Genomic DNA, 16,290 nt, shown 5'->3' on the forward strand with positions numbered 1-16,290 from the left:
GAAACCGCAGCGTAAGAAACCCGCGTCGAATCGGAACAAGAGGCACTTTGACGGATGCGAATTCTCTGCACCAATGATGACGGCATCCACGCTCCAGGCCTGCAGGTCGTCGAGCAGATCGCACGCGCGTTGTCCGACGATGTCTGGATCGTTGCCCCCGAGCTCGATCAGTCCGGCGTCTCGCATTCGCTGTCGCTCAACGATCCGCTGCGTCTGCGCGAGGTCAGCCCGCGTCATTTCGCGGTGCGCGGCACGCCGACCGATTGCGTCATCATGGGCGCGCGCCACATTCTCGGAGACAAGCTGCCCGATCTCGTGCTGAGCGGCGTCAACAAGGGCCGCAACGTCGCCGAGGACGTGGTCTATTCCGGCACCATCGCCGGCGCGCTGGAAGGCACCATTCTGGGCTTTCCGTCATTCGCGCTGTCGCAGGAATTCTCGATCGAGACGCGCAATGCGCCGCTGTGGGACACTGCGCTGAAATTCGGACCCGACATCATCCGCAAGGTGATCGGCGCCGGCGTCCCCAGGAACACCGTCATCAATGTCAACTTCCCGTCCTGCATGCCCGATGACGTCAAGGGCATCCGGATCACGCGGCAGGGCAAGCGCAATCAGGGTTTCCTGAAGATCGATCGCCGTCACGACGGACGCGGCAATCCGTATTTCTGGATCGGCTTCGAGCGCGCGGCGATGATGGATGCGCCGGCCGAAGGCACCGATCTCGCCGCGCTTGCGGCGCGCTACGTCTCGGTGACGCCGCTGCGGCTCGACCGCACCGATGAAGCATTTTCGGAAACGCTGCTTGATACGCTGAAGTAATCCTCGGGGAATCTGTAGCACGGATGGAGCGAAGCGAAATCCGGGACCCGTGTTGTGAAGTCCCCGGATTACGCTTCGCTCCATCCGGGCTACGCACCCAACTTGCCGTTAAACCGGCGCACCCTTCATCGCGCTGGAGATCACCTGGGCCAGCGTTTCCAGCTGGAAGGGCTTTTGCAGCGCCGGACGGTCGCGATACTCCGGAGGCAGGCCGGACGAGCCATAGCCGGTCGCGAAGATGAAGGGGCGGTTGCGGGCGTTGATCAGTTCGGCGACCGGGGTGATCACCTTGCCATTGACGTTGACGTCGAGGATCGCGAGGTCGAATTCGGTCGATTGGGCAAGCTTGACCGCTTCGCCGATTTCGCCGGCCTCGGCCGCGACGCTATGGCCGAGTTCCTCCAGCATATCGGCGACCATCATCCGGATCATGACCTCGTCCTCTACGAGGAAAACTGAACAGCCCGCCGGCCGTATCGCTGTCATGATGGAATCCTTGCCCTTCCCTGAATCAGGCTCGCAAATAACATTACAGCGCGCAATGCAAACGTTTGGGAATTGGTCCTTTTCCAGCGCGCAGCGAGGTTTGCCGCATCGCCTTGGCTGACCTTGTTGCGCAAGATTTGCTCAACAGCCGACGAGGTATGTTGGCTCTGCCAGAGCCCCGGTCTGCACCACCCAGACGTTAACCCGCGCATCGTCGCGATTATATGTGATGCAACCGGGCCGGCGCCAATGCGAAACCGGGCGGATGGTTCCTGGCCGGGAACAAAACGCGACGGGAAATTTTTCCTTAACGCGGTATTTCGGATTTCAATGGCATCAAGAGGGCGGAGATTCCGCGCTGCTGCCCAGAGACGCTGATGAACATGGCCGTGAACCCCGATCCGACCGAGAAGATGATGTTTCAGCTGACCCTGCGGCGGCGCGGGGTGAGTGATCAGGCGGTGCTGCGTACGATGGAGGAGGTGCCGCGCGAGGTCTTCGTCGATCCGCGCGATCGCAACGAGGCCTATCGCGACAGCGCGCTTGCGATCGCATGCGGGCAGACCATCAGCCAGCCTTTCGTCGTGGCCTACATGACCGAGCAACTGCAGCTGCAGAAGGACCATCTCGTGCTCGAGATTGGCACCGGCTCGGGCTACCAGGCGGCCGTGCTGTCGCGGTTGTGCAAGCAGGTTCTGACCATCGAGCGCTACCGGACGCTGGCCGACGGCGCCCGCAAGCGCCTCGAAAAGCTGGGCTATTACAATATCGAGGTGCTGCTCGGGGACGGCTTCGACGTTCCGGCCGGGGCGGGTGACTTCGACCGCATCATCGTCACCGCGGCGATGGAGCAGATCCCGGAGAAGCTGCTCGAGCGGCTCGAACCCGGCGGCATCCTGATCGCCCCGGTCGGACCGCATCAGGGTACCCAGACCCTCGTCCGCGTGGTGCGGACCGAGAACGGCTTCGACCGCAAGGAATTGGTCGACGTCCGCTTTGTGCCGGCGCTGCCGGGAATCGCGCGCGAATTGTAAATTTGGCGATTTGCTGCTTGGCACCAACGCCTTATTCGCAGGGTTAAGCGGTTATTTACTCGGTACGTGTTTACTCAAAACAGTCTTTTGTTGCGTACGAGTGAGTAACCATGTCTGGGGTTGTCGAGTTGCTTCGCTCGCGTCGCGTGCCGCAGGTTGCGGTGCTGACGCTGATGTCCATGGCTTTTGCCGGTTGCAGCGCCGATATGTCGTCGCGCTTCTCGCAAAACTCCTACTCGCAAAATCCGTTTGCGTTTGATCCGCAGCCGACCGGCGCCGTGCAGCAGGCGCCGCCGCCGCGCGAGTTGCCGCAATACGCGCGGCCGCGAACGCAACCGCAATATTCGCAATATCAGTCACAGCCATTGCCGCCGCCGGTCGCAGCGGCGCCGCAGTCCTATCCGGTCGCCAATGCCAACGCCGGCGTCTCCGGAGGAGGGCGCGGGGTTTCGTCCTACACACCGCCGCCCGCGCGTCCGCAGATCGAATCCACCGGCACCGTTCCGCATTCGGTCGCAGCAGCCCATGCCGGGCATAACGGCACCACCATCATCGTCGGCACCAGCGACACGCTGGAAGTGCTGGCGCGCCGCTACAACGTCTCGACCGCCGAGATCCTGCGCGCCAACGGTTACAAGGGACCGCGCGCGCTGTCGCCCGGCCAGCAGCTGATCATTCCGCGCCCGACCGCATCAGCCGCGGCGCCGGCGTTGGCCGCACCGCCAGCGCGCCCCGTCGCCGTGGCAGCGGCGCCTGCCGGCGTCCACTATGTCAATCGCGGCGACACGCTGCACAGCATCGCGCGCCAGCACCACATTCCCGTGGCCGAGCTCGCCCGCGCCAACAATCTCGACCAGTCGGCCCGGCTCAGCCTCGGCATGAAGCTCATGGTGCCCGGCGCCAAGACGGCGATGGCGGCACCTGCGCCCGTTGCGCAACCCGTTGCTGCCGCACCGGTTGCTGCGGTGGCTCCGGCACCGGCGGTCGCAGCCCCGAAGGTCGTTGCAACCGCGCTGCCGCAGCAAAGCGCGCGGCTGGTCCAGCCGACCGCGACAGTCGAACAGCCGGCGGCTGCTGCTGAAGCGCCCGTCGTCACCAAGTCGAGCGAGGCCACCGGCGCGTTGCCGACCTTCCGCTGGCCGGTGCGCGGCAAGGTCATCACCGCCTACGGCTCGAAGACCAACGGCAAGGTCAATGACGGCATCAACGTCGCGGTGCCCGAGGGCACGCCGGTGAAAGCGGCCGAAGACGGCGTCGTCGCCTATTCGGGCAACGAGCTGAAGGGCTACGGCAATCTCGTGCTGGTTCGCCATTCCAACGGCTACGTCACCGCCTACGCCCACGCGAGCGAAATCCTGGTGAAGCGCGGCGATACCATCAAGCGCGGTCAGGTGATTGCCAAGTCGGGCCAGTCCGGCGAGGCGGGCTCTCCGCAGCTCCACTTCGAGATCCGCAAGGGATCGTCGCCGGTCGACCCGCTCCAGTTCCTCAACGGCGCGTAAGCTACGCGTCGGGACTTCAAGGGGCTTCCAAGTCTCACAACAAAGACAGCGGGGGAGGCGCAAGCGTCCCCCGTTTTGTTTGTGTGCCGAGTATGAACGACAGCTTGGAGGTGGAAGTCCTCTACCCAGCCTGATGGCGGCGAAGGGTTAGCGAAGCGCAAGGGCATCATCGCGAGGTGGGGTCTGAAGAAAGCGTGGAGCAAAGCCGCGGCCCGATGGACAAGAACCGGATAACGAGGCCTACCCGGCCGGACGAGCGAGCAAACGGTCGCGAAGTCCAAGGTCATCAAGGGTCGGGGTGGTAAATCCGGCGGGCGTGCGGCGAAGGCGGTCGGTCTTACCTCGGGAGGTCTGCGCTGTGTCCCGGCAACGGGACTGAGGTCGTCGCAAGGCGGCCTGACCGCAGCGCAGAAGTCAGCCGAGGGCATAGTAGGCGGCAGCGCGCCGCCGAAGGCCCGAACGGTGGAAGTGGTTAGTAGAGCGGTCGATCTCGCGCGAGCCATGCGGCAGAAGAATCAGGTTGAGCTGAACTCGGACACCGGAGCGAAGGGTGAAGCCCAAAGCGCCGCCGTCCGAGAGACCGAAGCAAGCGCGGCGACGGCCAGTCTTGAACGCCCGGCGGTCGCAGGGCTGTCGATGGAAGCAGTGGTCGAGCGTGAGAATCTGAAGAAAGCGTTGGCGCAAGTGAAGCGCAACAAGGGCGCGGCAGGCGTCGATGGGATGACCGTCAACGAACTGCCGGCCCACCTGAAAGAGCACTGGCTCACGATCCGAGCTCAACTGCTTGACGGCACCTACAAGCCGCAGCCGGTGCGGCGGGTCGAGATACCGAAGGCGTCGGGCGGCCTGCGGCCGCTCGGCATCCCGACGGTGCTCGACCGCGTCATCCAGCAGGCGGTGATGCAGGTGCTGCAGGCGGATTGGGATGGGACGTTCTCCGAGACGAGCTTCGGCTTCCGGCCGACCCGCTCGGCGCATCAGGCGGTGGAACGGGCGCAGGCGTATATCGCGTCCGGGCACGCCGTCGTCGTGGACATCGACTTGGAAAAGTTCTTCGACCGGGTCAACCACGACGTCCTGATGGGGCTGGTCGCCAAACGGGTGACTGACAAGCGCCTTCTGAAGCTCATCCGCGGATTCCTGAATGCGGGGGTGATGGAGGGAGGGGTGGTCAGCCCGACGGAAGAGGGCACGCCGCAAGGCGGTCCGCTCTCGCCGCTGTTGTCGAATCTGATGCTGGATGTGCTGGACAAGGAACTGGAGAAGCGCGGCCACCGCTTTGTGCGTTATGCCGATGACTGCAACATCTATGTGCGCAGTCAGCGAGCGGGCGAACGGGTGCTGGCCGGCATCGAGAAGTTCCTCGAAAAGCGCCTCAAGCTCAAGGTCAACAAGGCCAAGAGTGCGGTCGCCAAACCGAGCGTTCGCAAGTTCCTGGGCTTCAGCTTCACCGGCGGGACAGCACCGCGGCGGCGCATTGCGCCGCAGGCGCTCGCCCGCTTCAAGGCGAAAGTTCGGGAGCTGACACGGCGCACGCGCGGCCGAAGCCTTGCGCAGATTGTCAAGGAGTTGTCCGTCTATCTGATCGGATGGCGCGGCTACTTCGGCTTCTGCCAAACCCCGTCGATATTGCGCGACCTTGATCAATGGCTCAGGCGGCGGTTGCGCGCCATCGCCTGGAAGCAGTGGAAGCGCGGAATCACTCGTTTTGCCGAGCTGCGACGCCGCGGCGTCGGCCGGGATCGGGCGGCGCAAACCGCCGGAAGCCCACATGGCCCCTGGCGGCTCGCGAACAGTCCCGCACTCACCATCGCCATGCCAATCGCGTTCTTCAGTTCACTCGGCTTGGCTTCCGTCGCGGCGCTGCAGACCGCATAATCCACTGAACCGCCGGATACGGACCCGTATGTCCGGTGGTGTGGGAGTTGCGCCTTGCAAGCGCGTTGAAATCTGCCGTCTGAGATGACGGCCACGGCAAAGCCTAGCGAGCGGCCGTGTACCAAGTCTTGCGTGGCGTCCGGTAACGGTCGCTACGAAGCGTAGACAGGGAGGTTGCAGGCCGGAATGAAGTGAACGGGAAGATAGCCCCGAAATCGAACGTGATCGGAGTAGCCGACCCTGTCTCTCAAAGGGGAAGGCGGAATCGCAACCCGCGTCATCGCGAGCGGGCTGAGGTGCTCCCGGGGTTCGTACCGCCAGCATGCAACCAAGGGGATTGACGTGAACAAGGGAGATCCGTCCGGTTCAAGCGCAAGCTTGTAGGACCTGCCAAGCCGATGAGGTGAGAAGGGTCTGATGACCGGGTGGAAGTCAGACTGACTGATAGTACTCGGAGGTCGGGAGAGCCGACTACATGGGGAAGCGGTCAGCGGTAGTTGAATTGTTCTTGGGCGACATGGGCTCCATTCAACGGGAGTCACGGCCTTCTATCCTAAGAGAAGATCAGCTGACCATGGAAACGAAACTTGAACAAATAGCAGTGAAAGCTCGGCGCGAGCCAAATCTTCGCTTCACCTCGTTGGCCCATCACATCACGCGCGACCGAGTGCAAAAGAATCTATTACAGATTCCGAAGCGCTCCGCCGCCGGGGTGGACGGACAGACGGTGGAGGCGGCGAGGGAGAGCTTCGACGGATGGATCGAGCCGATGCTCCAATCCATCCACCGACAGGGATATCGGGCGCCGAACATTCGGCGTGTCTATATCCCCAAGCCCGGTAAGACGGAGAAGCGCCCCCTCGGGGTTCCAACTGTCGCCGACCGGGCCCTCCAGCGCAGCACGGCTGAGGTGTTGTCCGCCATCTACGAGCAGGACTTCTTGCCCAGCTCGTTCGGCGGCAGGCCGAAGCTCAGCGCCCATCACGCCTTGGCGACCCTCAATGAGGTCATCGCCGGCGGCATGATCAGCTGGGTGTTGGAGGCGGACTTGAAGAACTTCTTCGGGAGTCTCGATCATGATTGGGTCCTCCGGTTTGTCGAACATCGAGTCGGTGATCCGCGCCTGATCAGCTTGATCCGGCGCTGGTTGAAAGCGGGTGTCTTGGAAGACGGAGCAGTGCATCCGAGCGAACAAGGAACGCCACAAGGCGGATCGATCAGTGTGCTTTTGAGCAACCTCTACCTTCATTACGTTCTCGACCTCTGGTTCGAACGCGTGGTGAAGGGTCGGTTGCGGGGCGAAGCCCGACTTTTGCGCTATATCGACGACTTTGTGATCTGCTTCCAATATCGATCGGACGCCATCCGCGTACAGGAGGCCCTGCGTCTTCGGTTGGGGAAGTTCGGCCTCACTCTAGAGCCGACCAAGACCAAGTTGGTCGAGTTTGGTCGGTTCGCGCAAAGACACGCGGGCAAACGCGGCAGAAACCGCCCGGAAACAATCTACTTTCTGGGGCTGACGCTCTATTGCACGCGAAACCAAAGAGGCAACTTCAAGGTTGGGATGCGTACCGAGAAATCTCGGCTAAAGCGCAGCCTCATGTCTCTGCAGGAGCTGATGCGGCGAATACGGCATTACAAGATCAGTGACCAGGCCGATGAAATCAACGTCGTCCTGCGCGGCCACTATGGCTATTACGGCGTCGCCGGAAATCTCCGGAGCCTCGTAAAAGTTTATCGGGCAGTGGAGCGTTACTGGCGCGGAATGCTGCGCAGCCGCAGCTGGGCAGGCCGACGCCTCACTTGGGACGCCTTCAACCAAATCAAAGAACGGACACCGTTGCTGAAGCCTAAGCTGCGCCTCCCTTATCGGGAGCTGCAGGCGCTTGCGGTGCTGTGAACCAACTGTCGAAGAGCGTCGGTGCGGGAAATCCGCACGCCACGTTCTGTGGGAACCGGGGGCGGGCGACCGCCTCCGGTGACCCGGTGGGCGGAGCCGCGAGGCCCCCCCTATCCCGATTGTCGATTGCCGCGGTGATTACTTGCCGCTCAGCCGCGTAGCCCGGATGGAGCGAGGCGAAATCCGGGAGCTCACCCGCGGAGTGCACCGATCCCGGATTGCGCTGCGCTCGATCCGGGCTACACAGGCGATGACGGGAGGGGCTAGGCCTCCCATCGCCTGTTACTTGCCGCTCAGCCGCACGCCGAGCCGGCCGGCGAGCTCCTGCGTGTACTGCCAGGCGACGCGGCCCGAGCGCGATCCGCGGGTGGTCGACCATTCGAGCGCCTCGCGCTCGAGTTCGTCGTCGGCGATGTTGATGCCGTAATGGTCGCAATAGCCCTTCACCATCGCGAGGTATTCGTCCTGGCTGCAGCGATGGAAGCCGAGCCAGAGGCCGAAGCGGTCCGACAGCGAGACTTTCTCCTCGACCGCTTCGCCGGGATTGATCGCGGTCGAGCGTTCGTTCTCGATCATCTCGCGCGCCAACAGATGCCGCCGGTTCGAGGTCGCATAGAGGATGACGTTGTCGGGGCGCCCCTCGATGCCGCCTTCCAGCACGGCCTTCAGCGACTTGTACGAGGCATCGTTGCCGTCGAAGGAGAGGTCGTCGCAGAACACGATGAAGCGGAAGGAGGAGCTGCGCAGCAGCTCCATCAGGCCGGGCAGGCTCTCGATGTCCTCGCGGTGGATCTCGATCAGCTTCAGCCGGTCGGCCGGCTCGCGGTCGAGATTGATGCTGGCATGGGTGGCCTTGACCAGCGACGACTTGCCCATGCCGCGGGCGCCCCAGAGCAGCGCATTGTTGGCGGGCAGGCCGTCGGCGAAGCGCTCGGTATTCTCCATCAGGATATCGCGCATCCGGTCGACGCCCTTGAGCAGGCCGATCTCGACGCGGCTGACGCGTGGCACCGGGGCCAGGCGCCCGTCCGGATGCCAGACAAAGGCGTCCGCGGCGCCGAAGGTCTCGGCCGGATCGAGGGCCGGGGAGGCGTCAGCGAGGCGGCTGGCGATGACCTCCAGGGCGTTCGCGATCCGCTCGGCCGCTGCGCCGTCGAGCGCCGTTACCGGGCGTTTTGTCGCGGCGTTTTCAGCACGCTTGGCGGCAGCCTTGGGGGTGGTTTTGCGGGTTGTTTTACTGGTCGTTTTCTTGGCTTTTTTCGGCATTTGTCCAGTTCCTGACGGCGCAGCCTTATCGGGCTGGCGGCGGTCCCGCAAGCGCCCTAAATGAAGGTCCGTTAACGTTGCAATTGGGACCGCGGCCGCTATAGTCCGCGCGAATTTGTCCGGACCGCCATACCGCCCCGAATCCGAGGGCGCTGCCGGTTCTTTCCCGTCTTATCCGAGGATCGTCCGAATGCTGATTACTCCTGCGTTTGCCCAGGCTGGAGCGACTGGTGACACCAACAGCATGTTGATGTCGCTGCTGCCATTCGCGCTGATCTTCGTCATCATGTACTTCCTGATTCTACGCCCGCAGCAGAAGAAGGTGCGCGACCATGCGGACCTCGTGAAGAACATCCGCCGCGGCGACACCGTGGTGACCTCGGGTGGCCTCGTCGGCAAGGTGACCAAGGTGGTCGACGACGACCAGATCGAGTTCGAGATTTCGGACGGCGTGCGCGTGCGCCAGATGCGCCAGATGATCTCGGGTGTGCGTACCAAGGGTGAGCCGGCGAAGGGCGACGCCAAGGACGAGGCGTCCGCGAGCTGATCGCCGCGGCGCCTTTTTGGAATCTGACGGGTCAACTCGATGTTGTATTTCACGCGGTGGCGAGCGCTGGGGATTATCCTGACAGCGCTGGTGGTCTGCCTGTGCGCCGTGCCCAATTTCTTCCCCGAGGCGCAGGTGAAGACCTGGCCGGCCTGGGCGCAGCGGCGCCTGGTCCTCGGCCTCGATTTGCAGGGCGGCTCTTATCTGCTGCTCGAGGTCGACTCCAACTACGTGAAGAAGGAGAAGCTCGACCAGATTCGCGACGATGTTCGGAAGGTACTTCGTGAAGCCAAGATCGGTTACACCGGCCTCAACACACGCAACGACGCGGTGGAAGTCCGCATCTCCAAGGAAGGCGACCAGTCGACGGCATTGTCGAAGCTCCGCGAGCTGTCGCAGCCGCTCGGCGGCCTGCTCGGCTCCAGCGGCCAGCGCAGCCTCGAGGTTGCCGATGCCGGCGGCGGCCTGATCCGCCTGACGGTCCCGCAGGCCGCGATCACCGAGCGCATCCGGCAGACCATCGAGCAATCGATCCAGATCGTCGAACGGCGCGTCAACGAGCTCGGCACGGTCGAGCCGGTGATCCAGCGTCAGGGCACAGACCGCATCCTGGTCCAGGTGCCGGGCCTTCAGGATCCGACACGCCTGAAGGAACTGCTCGGCAAGACCGCCAAGATGGAATTCCGCATGGTCGACAGCTCGGTGTCGCCCGACCAGGCCCAGCAGGGCCGCCTGCCGCCGGACTCCGAGCTCTTGATGAGCGCGTCACCGCCGCCGGTTCCGTATGTCGTCAAGAAGCAGGTCCTGGTTTCCGGAGGCGAGCTCTCCGATGCCCAGCCCGGCTTCGACCAGCGCACCGGCGAGGCGATTGTCAGCTTCAAGTTCAATACGTCGGGCGCGCGCAAATTCGCGCAGGCGACCGCCGAAAACGTCGGCCAGCCGTTTGCGATCGTGCTCGACAACAAGGTGATCTCGGCACCCGTGATCCGTGAGCCGATCACCGGCGGACAGGGCCAGATCTCCGGCAGCTTCACCGTGCAGTCGGCCAACGATCTGGCGATCCTGATGCGTGCCGGCGCGCTGCCGGCCCCGTTGACGGTGATCGAGGAGCGCACTGTCGGTCCCGGCCTCGGACAGGACTCGATCGAGAAGGGCGAGCTCGCGGCCTATGTCGGCTCGATCCTGGTCATCGTGTTCATGCTGATCACCTATCGGCTGTTCGGCGTGTTCGCCAACATCGCGGTGGCGATCAACGTCGCCATGATCTTCGGGCTGCTGTCGCTGCTCAACGCCACGCTGACGTTGCCCGGCATCGCCGGCATCGTACTGACCGTCGGCATCGCGGTCGATTCCAACGTGCTGATCTACGAGCGCATCCGCGAGGAATTGCGCGGCGGCCGCAACGCGATCTCGGCGATCGACGCCGGCTTCAAGCGGGCGCTGGCGACCATCCTCGACTCCAACATCACCACCTTCATCGCCGCCGCCGTGCTGTTCTACATCGGCACCGGACCGGTGCGCGGCTTTGCCGTGACGCTCGGCATCGGCATCATCACCACGGTGTTCACCGCCTTTACCCTGACGCGCCTGATCGTCGCCGGCTGGGTGCGGTGGAAGCGGCCGCAAACCGTGCCGATCTGAGAGGCCTGTTGTGACTCATACCGTTCTCATTGGCCTTGGCATCCTGATCGCCGTCTTGACCGTGGTCGCGGCGCTCGGCCTGCTGCCGGCGCTGCGCATCGTGCCGGACGACACGCATTTCGACTTCACCCGCTTCCGCCGCATCAGCTTCCCGATCTCGGCGCTGCTCTCGATCCTTGCCATCACGCTGTTCTTCACCCACGGCCTGAATTTCGGCATCGACTTCAAGGGCGGCACGCTGCTGGAGGTGCAGGCCAAGTCCGGCACCGCCGACATCGCCGCGATGCGCACCACCTTGAACGGCCTTGGCCTCGGCGAGGTGCAGCTGCAGCAGTTCGGCGGTCCGGCGGAAGTCCTGATCCGCGTCGCCGAGCAGCCCGGCGGCGACAAGGCGCAGCAGGATGCGGTGACGAAAGTACGCGGCGCGCTCGGCGAATCCGTCGACTATCGTCGCGTCGAGGTGGTGGGACCGCGCGTCTCCGGCGAACTGCTGGCCTATGGCATGATCGGCCTGATGTTCGCGATCATGGGCATCCTGATCTACCTTTGGTTCCGGTTCGAATGGCAGTTCGCGCTCGGCGCCATGATCGCCAACGTCCACGACATCGTGCTCACGATCGGCTTCATGTCGATCACCCAGGTCGATTTCGACCTCACCAGCATCGCGGCGCTGCTGACGATTCTCGGCTACTCGCTCAACGACACCGTCGTGATCTATGACCGTATCCGCGAGATGCTGCGGCGCTACAAGAAGATGCCGATGCCGCAGCTGCTGAACGAATCGATCAACTCAACGCTGTCGCGCTCGATCATCACCCACGTCACCGTGACGCTGGCGCTGCTCGCACTGCTGCTGTTCGGCGGCCAGGCGATCCACAGCTTCACCGCGGTCATGATGTTCGGCGTGGTGCTGGTCGGCACCTACACTTCGATCTTCATCGCGGCGCCGATCCTGATCTATCTCGGTGTTCACACCACGCGGGGTGGAGAGGCGGCGCAGGACGCGCCGGCCAAGAAGCCGGACACGGCGGCAGCCAAGAAGTAGCCGGTCATGAGCAACCCCTCGGACGCTCCCCATCTTCCGAGGTCGGCGCCGATCGAGGCCTACGGCAAGGGCGGCTTCGCGTTCGCCGATATGTCGCACCGCGGCTCGCTTTTGTGCCTGCCCGACTCGATCTGGGCCTGGCCGGTCACCAGACCGCAGGAGATCGACGAATACTCGCTGCAAAAGGTGTTCGCGGCCGCCAATGCGATCGACACGCTGATCGTCGGCACCGGCACCGACGTCTGGGTCCCGCCAAAGGGCTTGCGCGAGGCCCTGCGGGCCGTGCGGTTGGTGCTCGATCCGATGCAGACGGGACCCGCGATCCGCACCTACAACATCATGCTGGGCGAGCGGCGTCGCGTCGCGGCGGCGCTGATTGCGGTGCCATGAGTGCGACGGAGGCACCGAAGGACGGCGCGGCCTTCTGCGCCGATTTGGTGCGGAGCCATGACTTCGTGCGCTACGCGTCGACGTTGTTCCTGCCCGGTCCGGAACGGCGGGCGATGCTTGCGATCTACGCCTTCAACATCGAGGTCTCGCGCGTACACGAGCAGGTCAGCCAGCCGCTGCCCGGCGAGATGCGGCTGCAATGGTGGACCGACATGCTCGCCGGCGCGGGCCATGGCGGGGTCGAGGGCAATCCGGTCGCGGCAGAACTGCTGCACACGATCCGCAATCACCGTCTGCCGGTCTCGCCATTCTCGCAGCTGGTCGAGGAGCACCAGTTCGATCTCTACAACGATCCGATGCCGTCGCTGGCCGAGCTCGAGGGCTATCTCGACGCCACGGCCTCAGTGCTGTTCTCGCAGGCCACGCGCGTCGTGGCGCGGCCGTCGGAGGCGATCGATCACCTGGCCCGTCATGCGGGTCTTGCCCAGGGCATGGCGCAGGTCATCGCTTCGCTTGGCCGCGACGCCTCACGACAGCAGCTGTTTCTGCCGTTGCAGCTGCTGCAGCAGCACGGCGGCAGCAAGGAGGAGGTGTTTGCCGGCAAGGTGACGCCGAACATCCGTGCCGCGATCGATCAGCTTGCGGACGAGGCCCAGGGCCATCTCAAGACCGCATTCGGACTGCTTGCGGATGTCCCGTCCGGCGTGAGGCCGATCTTTCTGCCGCTCGCTTGCGTCAGGCGCGAGCTGAACCGGGCGAGGAGCGAGGACTACGACCCGTTCCTGCCGAAACCGGTCTCGCGCCTGCGCACGCTCTGGACGTTGTGGCGAGCCGCGCGCACGGAGGAGTTCGGTCGCTAGCTCTGCTCTTTCGGGATGTGCTTGGTGAAGATCCGGATCATTGCGCCCCTGACCATCGGGCCGCTGTCATAGATGTCGGATGCGATCTGCTCGACCGCGTCGCGCAGCGCAACGAACTGGGCTTGCCGCGCCATGCTCGCCGTTCCGCGCGTGCCGGCCAGCTCGTCCAACGCGGCGTCGCTGATCTGGCATTCGATTTCCTGGTCGCCGTTCATCATGGTGAATCCGAACGCCAGTCGTTCGGAATTGTATCCCCCGATCCGGCCACGGGTGAGTGGCATTAAACTTGTCCCTTGAGCGCGCTACCCCTCGCAAAGAGTGAAGCTTCGCGCCGCGTTTGTCGAGGGCCACGCGCCGAGAAGCGCGCTCTAACCTGCCGGCCGGTCCATCTCGGCGACTTCAAAATTGAAGCGGTCGCGCAGATTCTTGCGTTGCTCGAGGATGTCCTTGAGGAACTCGCGATCGGCGTCGCTGCGCATCATCGGTTCGATCAGGTCGATCTGGTTCATGGCGACGAGCTGCAGGATTTCGGTGCGCGGCTTGCCGGCGGCATCGCGCGGCAGCGCGTGCACGATCTGGATGTGTTCGGGCGGCTTGACGCCCCTGGCCGCGGCAAGCTCATTGCGCAGCGTCCTTTCCAGCGCGGACTGGTCCGCCTCGACGAAGGCGTAGAGTCCGACGCCGACGCGCCGGTCGGCAAAGGCGACGATCGCAGTGTCGCGCACCTGCGGATTCTTGCGGATCAGATCGATCAATACCGGGGCGTCGTTGACCAGCCTGCGGCCGCCGCCTTCGCGGTCGGTGAAATTGAAGATGCCGCGCGTGATCGCCTGATAGACCTTCTTGCCGGTCCTGAGCCAGATGCTGGCGACCGCGGACTTCTTTGCGAGTACCTTGCGCTCTTTCGGCGTCAACGCCTCCGGCGCGTAGCTGCGCTTGTGCTTCAACAGATGCCGCAGATCCTCATAGGCGGCGATGCGGAACAGCCGGCTGCGGGTCTTGAAGCAGGCGGCAAGCTGGAAGTCGGTGAGGTAGGCGCGGCCATCGCGCCCGACCAGCCAGTTCTGCTCCTTGGCGAGATCGTTGTGGCAGATGCCGGCGCGATGCAGCCTGCGCAACGCGGCCTTGGCGGAGCGAAAATATGCGACGTCGCCATGCGGCTTCGCCAGATGCAGCGCCGCGCCGTCGATGAAGCCGCGCACCAGCGCGCGCCGGCCGGCCCACAACAGCTTTGGCCCGACGTCGAGGTCGCGCGCCAAGGTCAGCGCGCGGCGCTCGCGCGAGAACAGATGCAGCGCCAGGCCGAACGACCAGAACGGCACCTGATCGAGCCGGCGCAGCACGCCGTCGACCTCGCCGTCATCGGCGCGGAAGCGGCCGCGCTCGACGGTCGAGAACACGTCGCGCTTGAGCAGCACGCCCTGGCTCCACCGCACCGACAGGGTGGCGTCATCGTCTTTCGGCAAGCTCATGACTGTCAGGCCGCTGCCGCAACGCGCAGATGCTCTGCGATCCAGTGGTCGAGATCGGCGAGAGCGCGCGCGCTGATCGCCTGCTTCTTGGCGACGGTCTTCTCGTTGCCGCGCAGCCGCGAGCCGTCCGGCTTCTTGGTCGGCGCGCTGGCCAGCGGCGGGAACAGACCGAAATTGATGTTCATCGGCTGGAACGAGCGCGAACCGGCCTCGATCGTTTCGATGTGGCCACCGGTGATGTGGCCGAGCAGCGCGCCGAGCGCGGTCGTCGCGGGCGGCGGCGTCAGCGCGGCACCACGCATGTCGGCGGCGGCACAGAGGCCGGCGATCAGGCCGACGCTGGCCGACTCGACGTAACCCTCGCAGCCCGTCATCTGCCCGGCGAAGCGCAGCCGCGGCTGCGCGCGCAGACGCAACTGACCGTCGAGCAGCTTTGGCGAGTTCAGGAAGGTGTTGCGATGCAGGCCGCCGAGGCGGGCGAACTCCGCGTTCTCAAGGCCAGGAATGGTCCGGAACACGCGCTGCTGCGCGCCGTGCTTCAACTTGGTCTGGAAGCCGACGATGTTGTAGAGCGTGCCGAGCTTGTTGTCCTGCCGCAGCTGGACGATCGCATACGGCTTGACCGTCGGGTTGTGCGGATTGGTCAATCCCACCGGCTTCATCGGCCCGTGGCGCAGCGTCTCGTGACCGCGCTCGGCCATCACCTCGACCGGCAGGCAGCCGTCGAAATAGGGCGTGTTGGTTTCCCAGTCCTTGAAGTCGACCTTCTCGCCGTCGAGCAGCGCCGCGACGAAGGCGTCATACTGCTCCTTCGTCATCGGGCAGTTGATGTAGTCCGCGCCGGTGCCGCCGGGGCCGACCTTGTCGTAGCGCGACTGAAACCAGGCCACCGACATGTCGATGGAATCCCTATGCACGATCGGCGCGATCGCGTCGAAGAATGCCAGCGCGCTCTCGTCGGTCAGTTGCCTGATGGCGTCGGCAAGCGGTGCCGAGGTGAGGGGACCGGTCGCGACGATCACGTTGCTCCAGTCGGCCGGCGGCAGCCCCGCGACTTCCTCCCGGCTGATCTCGATCAGCGGATGTTCGTTGAGCGCCTTGGTGACGGCGGCCGAAAAGCCGTCGCGGTCGACCGCCAGCGCGCCGCCGGCGGGCACCTGATTGGCATCGGCCGAGCGCATGATGAGCGAGCCCAGCCGCCGCATCTCGGCGTGCAGCAGCCCGACCGCGTTGTTGGCGGCATCGTCGGAGCGGAAGGAATTCGAGCAGACCAGTTCGGCGCAGCCTTCGGTCCGGTGCGCCTCGGTCATCCGGTGCGGGCGCATCTCATGCAGCACGGCACGGACGCCGGAGTTGGCGACCTGCCAGGCGGCTTCCGAGCCGGCGAGCCCCGCGCCCACGATGTGCACGGGTTGGGAAGAGGATTGATGCGGTGTCATCGCGCAGC

Annotated in this window: 15 protein-coding genes; 10 read left to right on the plus strand and 5 right to left on the minus strand. The window is 64.5% G+C overall.

Annotation, left to right across the window (positions count from 1 at the left end; all coding sequences use genetic code 11):
* Positions 1-54 precede the first annotated feature (54 nt).
* The gene (gene surE / locus ACE10X_RS21415) at positions 55-822 is read left to right on the plus strand and encodes a 5'/3'-nucleotidase SurE (RefSeq protein ID WP_038388488.1); all 768 of its coding nucleotides are present in this window, start codon (positions 55-57) and stop codon (positions 820-822) included.
* Between the two features lie 108 nt (positions 823-930).
* On the opposite strand, the gene ACE10X_RS21420 is transcribed toward surE, so the two are convergent.
* Positions 931-1,308 (minus strand): response regulator, encoded by a 378-nt coding sequence (locus tag ACE10X_RS21420; RefSeq protein WP_026192734.1) that lies wholly within the window; start codon positions 1,306-1,308, stop codon positions 931-933.
* A 377-nt stretch (positions 1,309-1,685) separates the two neighbouring features.
* Here ACE10X_RS21420 and ACE10X_RS21425 point away from each other — a divergent pair, with 377 nt between their 5' ends.
* The 4 genes from ACE10X_RS21425 (at position 1,686) to ltrA (ACE10X_RS21440) (ending at position 7,622) form a co-directional block, all read left to right on the plus strand.
* Positions 1,686-2,342 carry a protein-L-isoaspartate(D-aspartate) O-methyltransferase gene (locus tag ACE10X_RS21425; RefSeq protein ID WP_051003354.1) on the plus strand — a complete coding sequence of 219 codons (657 nt, stop codon included), beginning with the start codon at positions 1,686-1,688 and terminating at the stop codon, positions 2,340-2,342.
* A gap of 110 nt (positions 2,343-2,452) precedes the next feature.
* Positions 2,453-3,844 (plus strand): LysM peptidoglycan-binding domain-containing M23 family metallopeptidase, encoded by a 1,392-nt coding sequence (locus ACE10X_RS21430; protein ID WP_038388487.1) that lies wholly within the window; start codon positions 2,453-2,455, stop codon positions 3,842-3,844.
* 501 nt (positions 3,845-4,345) lie between these two features.
* Positions 4,346-5,722 carry a group II intron reverse transcriptase/maturase gene (gene ltrA / locus ACE10X_RS21435; protein WP_253592511.1) on the plus strand — a complete coding sequence of 459 codons (1,377 nt, stop codon included), beginning with the start codon at positions 4,346-4,348 and terminating at the stop codon, positions 5,720-5,722.
* A gap of 574 nt (positions 5,723-6,296) precedes the next feature.
* Complete coding sequence (gene ltrA, locus ACE10X_RS21440) at positions 6,297-7,622, plus strand: group II intron reverse transcriptase/maturase (protein WP_375763020.1); 1,326 nt, start codon at positions 6,297-6,299, stop codon at positions 7,620-7,622.
* 282 nt (positions 7,623-7,904) lie between these two features.
* On the opposite strand, the gene ACE10X_RS21445 is transcribed toward ltrA (ACE10X_RS21440), so the two are convergent.
* Complete coding sequence (locus ACE10X_RS21445; protein WP_038387095.1) at positions 7,905-8,888, minus strand: ATP-binding protein; 984 nt, start codon at positions 8,886-8,888, stop codon at positions 7,905-7,907.
* Between the two features lie 190 nt (positions 8,889-9,078).
* On the opposite strand from ACE10X_RS21445, the gene yajC reads away from it, so the two are divergent.
* Genes yajC through ACE10X_RS21470 form a run of 5 tightly spaced genes read left to right on the plus strand, consistent with a single transcriptional unit; the run spans position 9,079 to position 13,371 of the window.
* Entirely contained in the window at positions 9,079-9,435 is a 357-nt protein-coding gene (gene yajC, locus ACE10X_RS21450) for a preprotein translocase subunit YajC (protein ID WP_026192737.1), read from the plus strand.
* 39 nt (positions 9,436-9,474) lie between these two features.
* Entirely contained in the window at positions 9,475-11,076 is a 1,602-nt protein-coding gene (gene secD / locus ACE10X_RS21455; RefSeq protein WP_028342067.1) for a protein translocase subunit SecD, read from the plus strand.
* 10 nt (positions 11,077-11,086) lie between these two features.
* Positions 11,087-12,121 (plus strand): protein translocase subunit SecF, encoded by a 1,035-nt coding sequence (gene secF / locus ACE10X_RS21460; RefSeq protein WP_038387096.1) that lies wholly within the window; start codon positions 11,087-11,089, stop codon positions 12,119-12,121.
* 6 nt (positions 12,122-12,127) lie between these two features.
* Entirely contained in the window at positions 12,128-12,511 is a 384-nt protein-coding gene (locus ACE10X_RS21465; RefSeq protein WP_375764556.1) for an Mth938-like domain-containing protein, read from the plus strand.
* Entirely contained in the window at positions 12,508-13,371 is an 864-nt protein-coding gene (locus ACE10X_RS21470) for a phytoene/squalene synthase family protein (protein WP_038387098.1), read from the plus strand. Before ACE10X_RS21465 ends, ACE10X_RS21470 begins: the two co-directional genes overlap by 4 nt.
* Here the strand turns inward: ACE10X_RS21470 and ACE10X_RS21475 are convergent.
* The 3 genes from ACE10X_RS21475 to trmFO form a co-directional block, all read right to left on the minus strand.
* Positions 13,368-13,652 (minus strand): DUF1488 family protein, encoded by a 285-nt coding sequence (locus tag ACE10X_RS21475; RefSeq protein ID WP_038387099.1) that lies wholly within the window; start codon positions 13,650-13,652, stop codon positions 13,368-13,370. The genes ACE10X_RS21470 and ACE10X_RS21475 overlap by 4 nt on opposite strands.
* Before the next feature lie 87 nt (positions 13,653-13,739).
* The gene (locus ACE10X_RS21480; protein ID WP_038387100.1) at positions 13,740-14,843 is read right to left on the minus strand and encodes a serine/threonine protein kinase; all 1,104 of its coding nucleotides are present in this window, start codon (positions 14,841-14,843) and stop codon (positions 13,740-13,742) included.
* 5 nt (positions 14,844-14,848) lie between these two features.
* Entirely contained in the window at positions 14,849-16,282 is a 1,434-nt protein-coding gene (gene trmFO, locus ACE10X_RS21485; RefSeq protein ID WP_038387101.1) for a methylenetetrahydrofolate--tRNA-(uracil(54)-C(5))-methyltransferase (FADH(2)-oxidizing) TrmFO, read from the minus strand.
* Positions 16,283-16,290 lie beyond the last annotated feature (8 nt).

It is taken from the genome of Bradyrhizobium sp. Pha-3 (assembly GCF_042258325.1).
In the GTDB taxonomy this organism is placed as follows: domain Bacteria; phylum Pseudomonadota; class Alphaproteobacteria; order Rhizobiales; family Xanthobacteraceae; genus Bradyrhizobium; species Bradyrhizobium elkanii.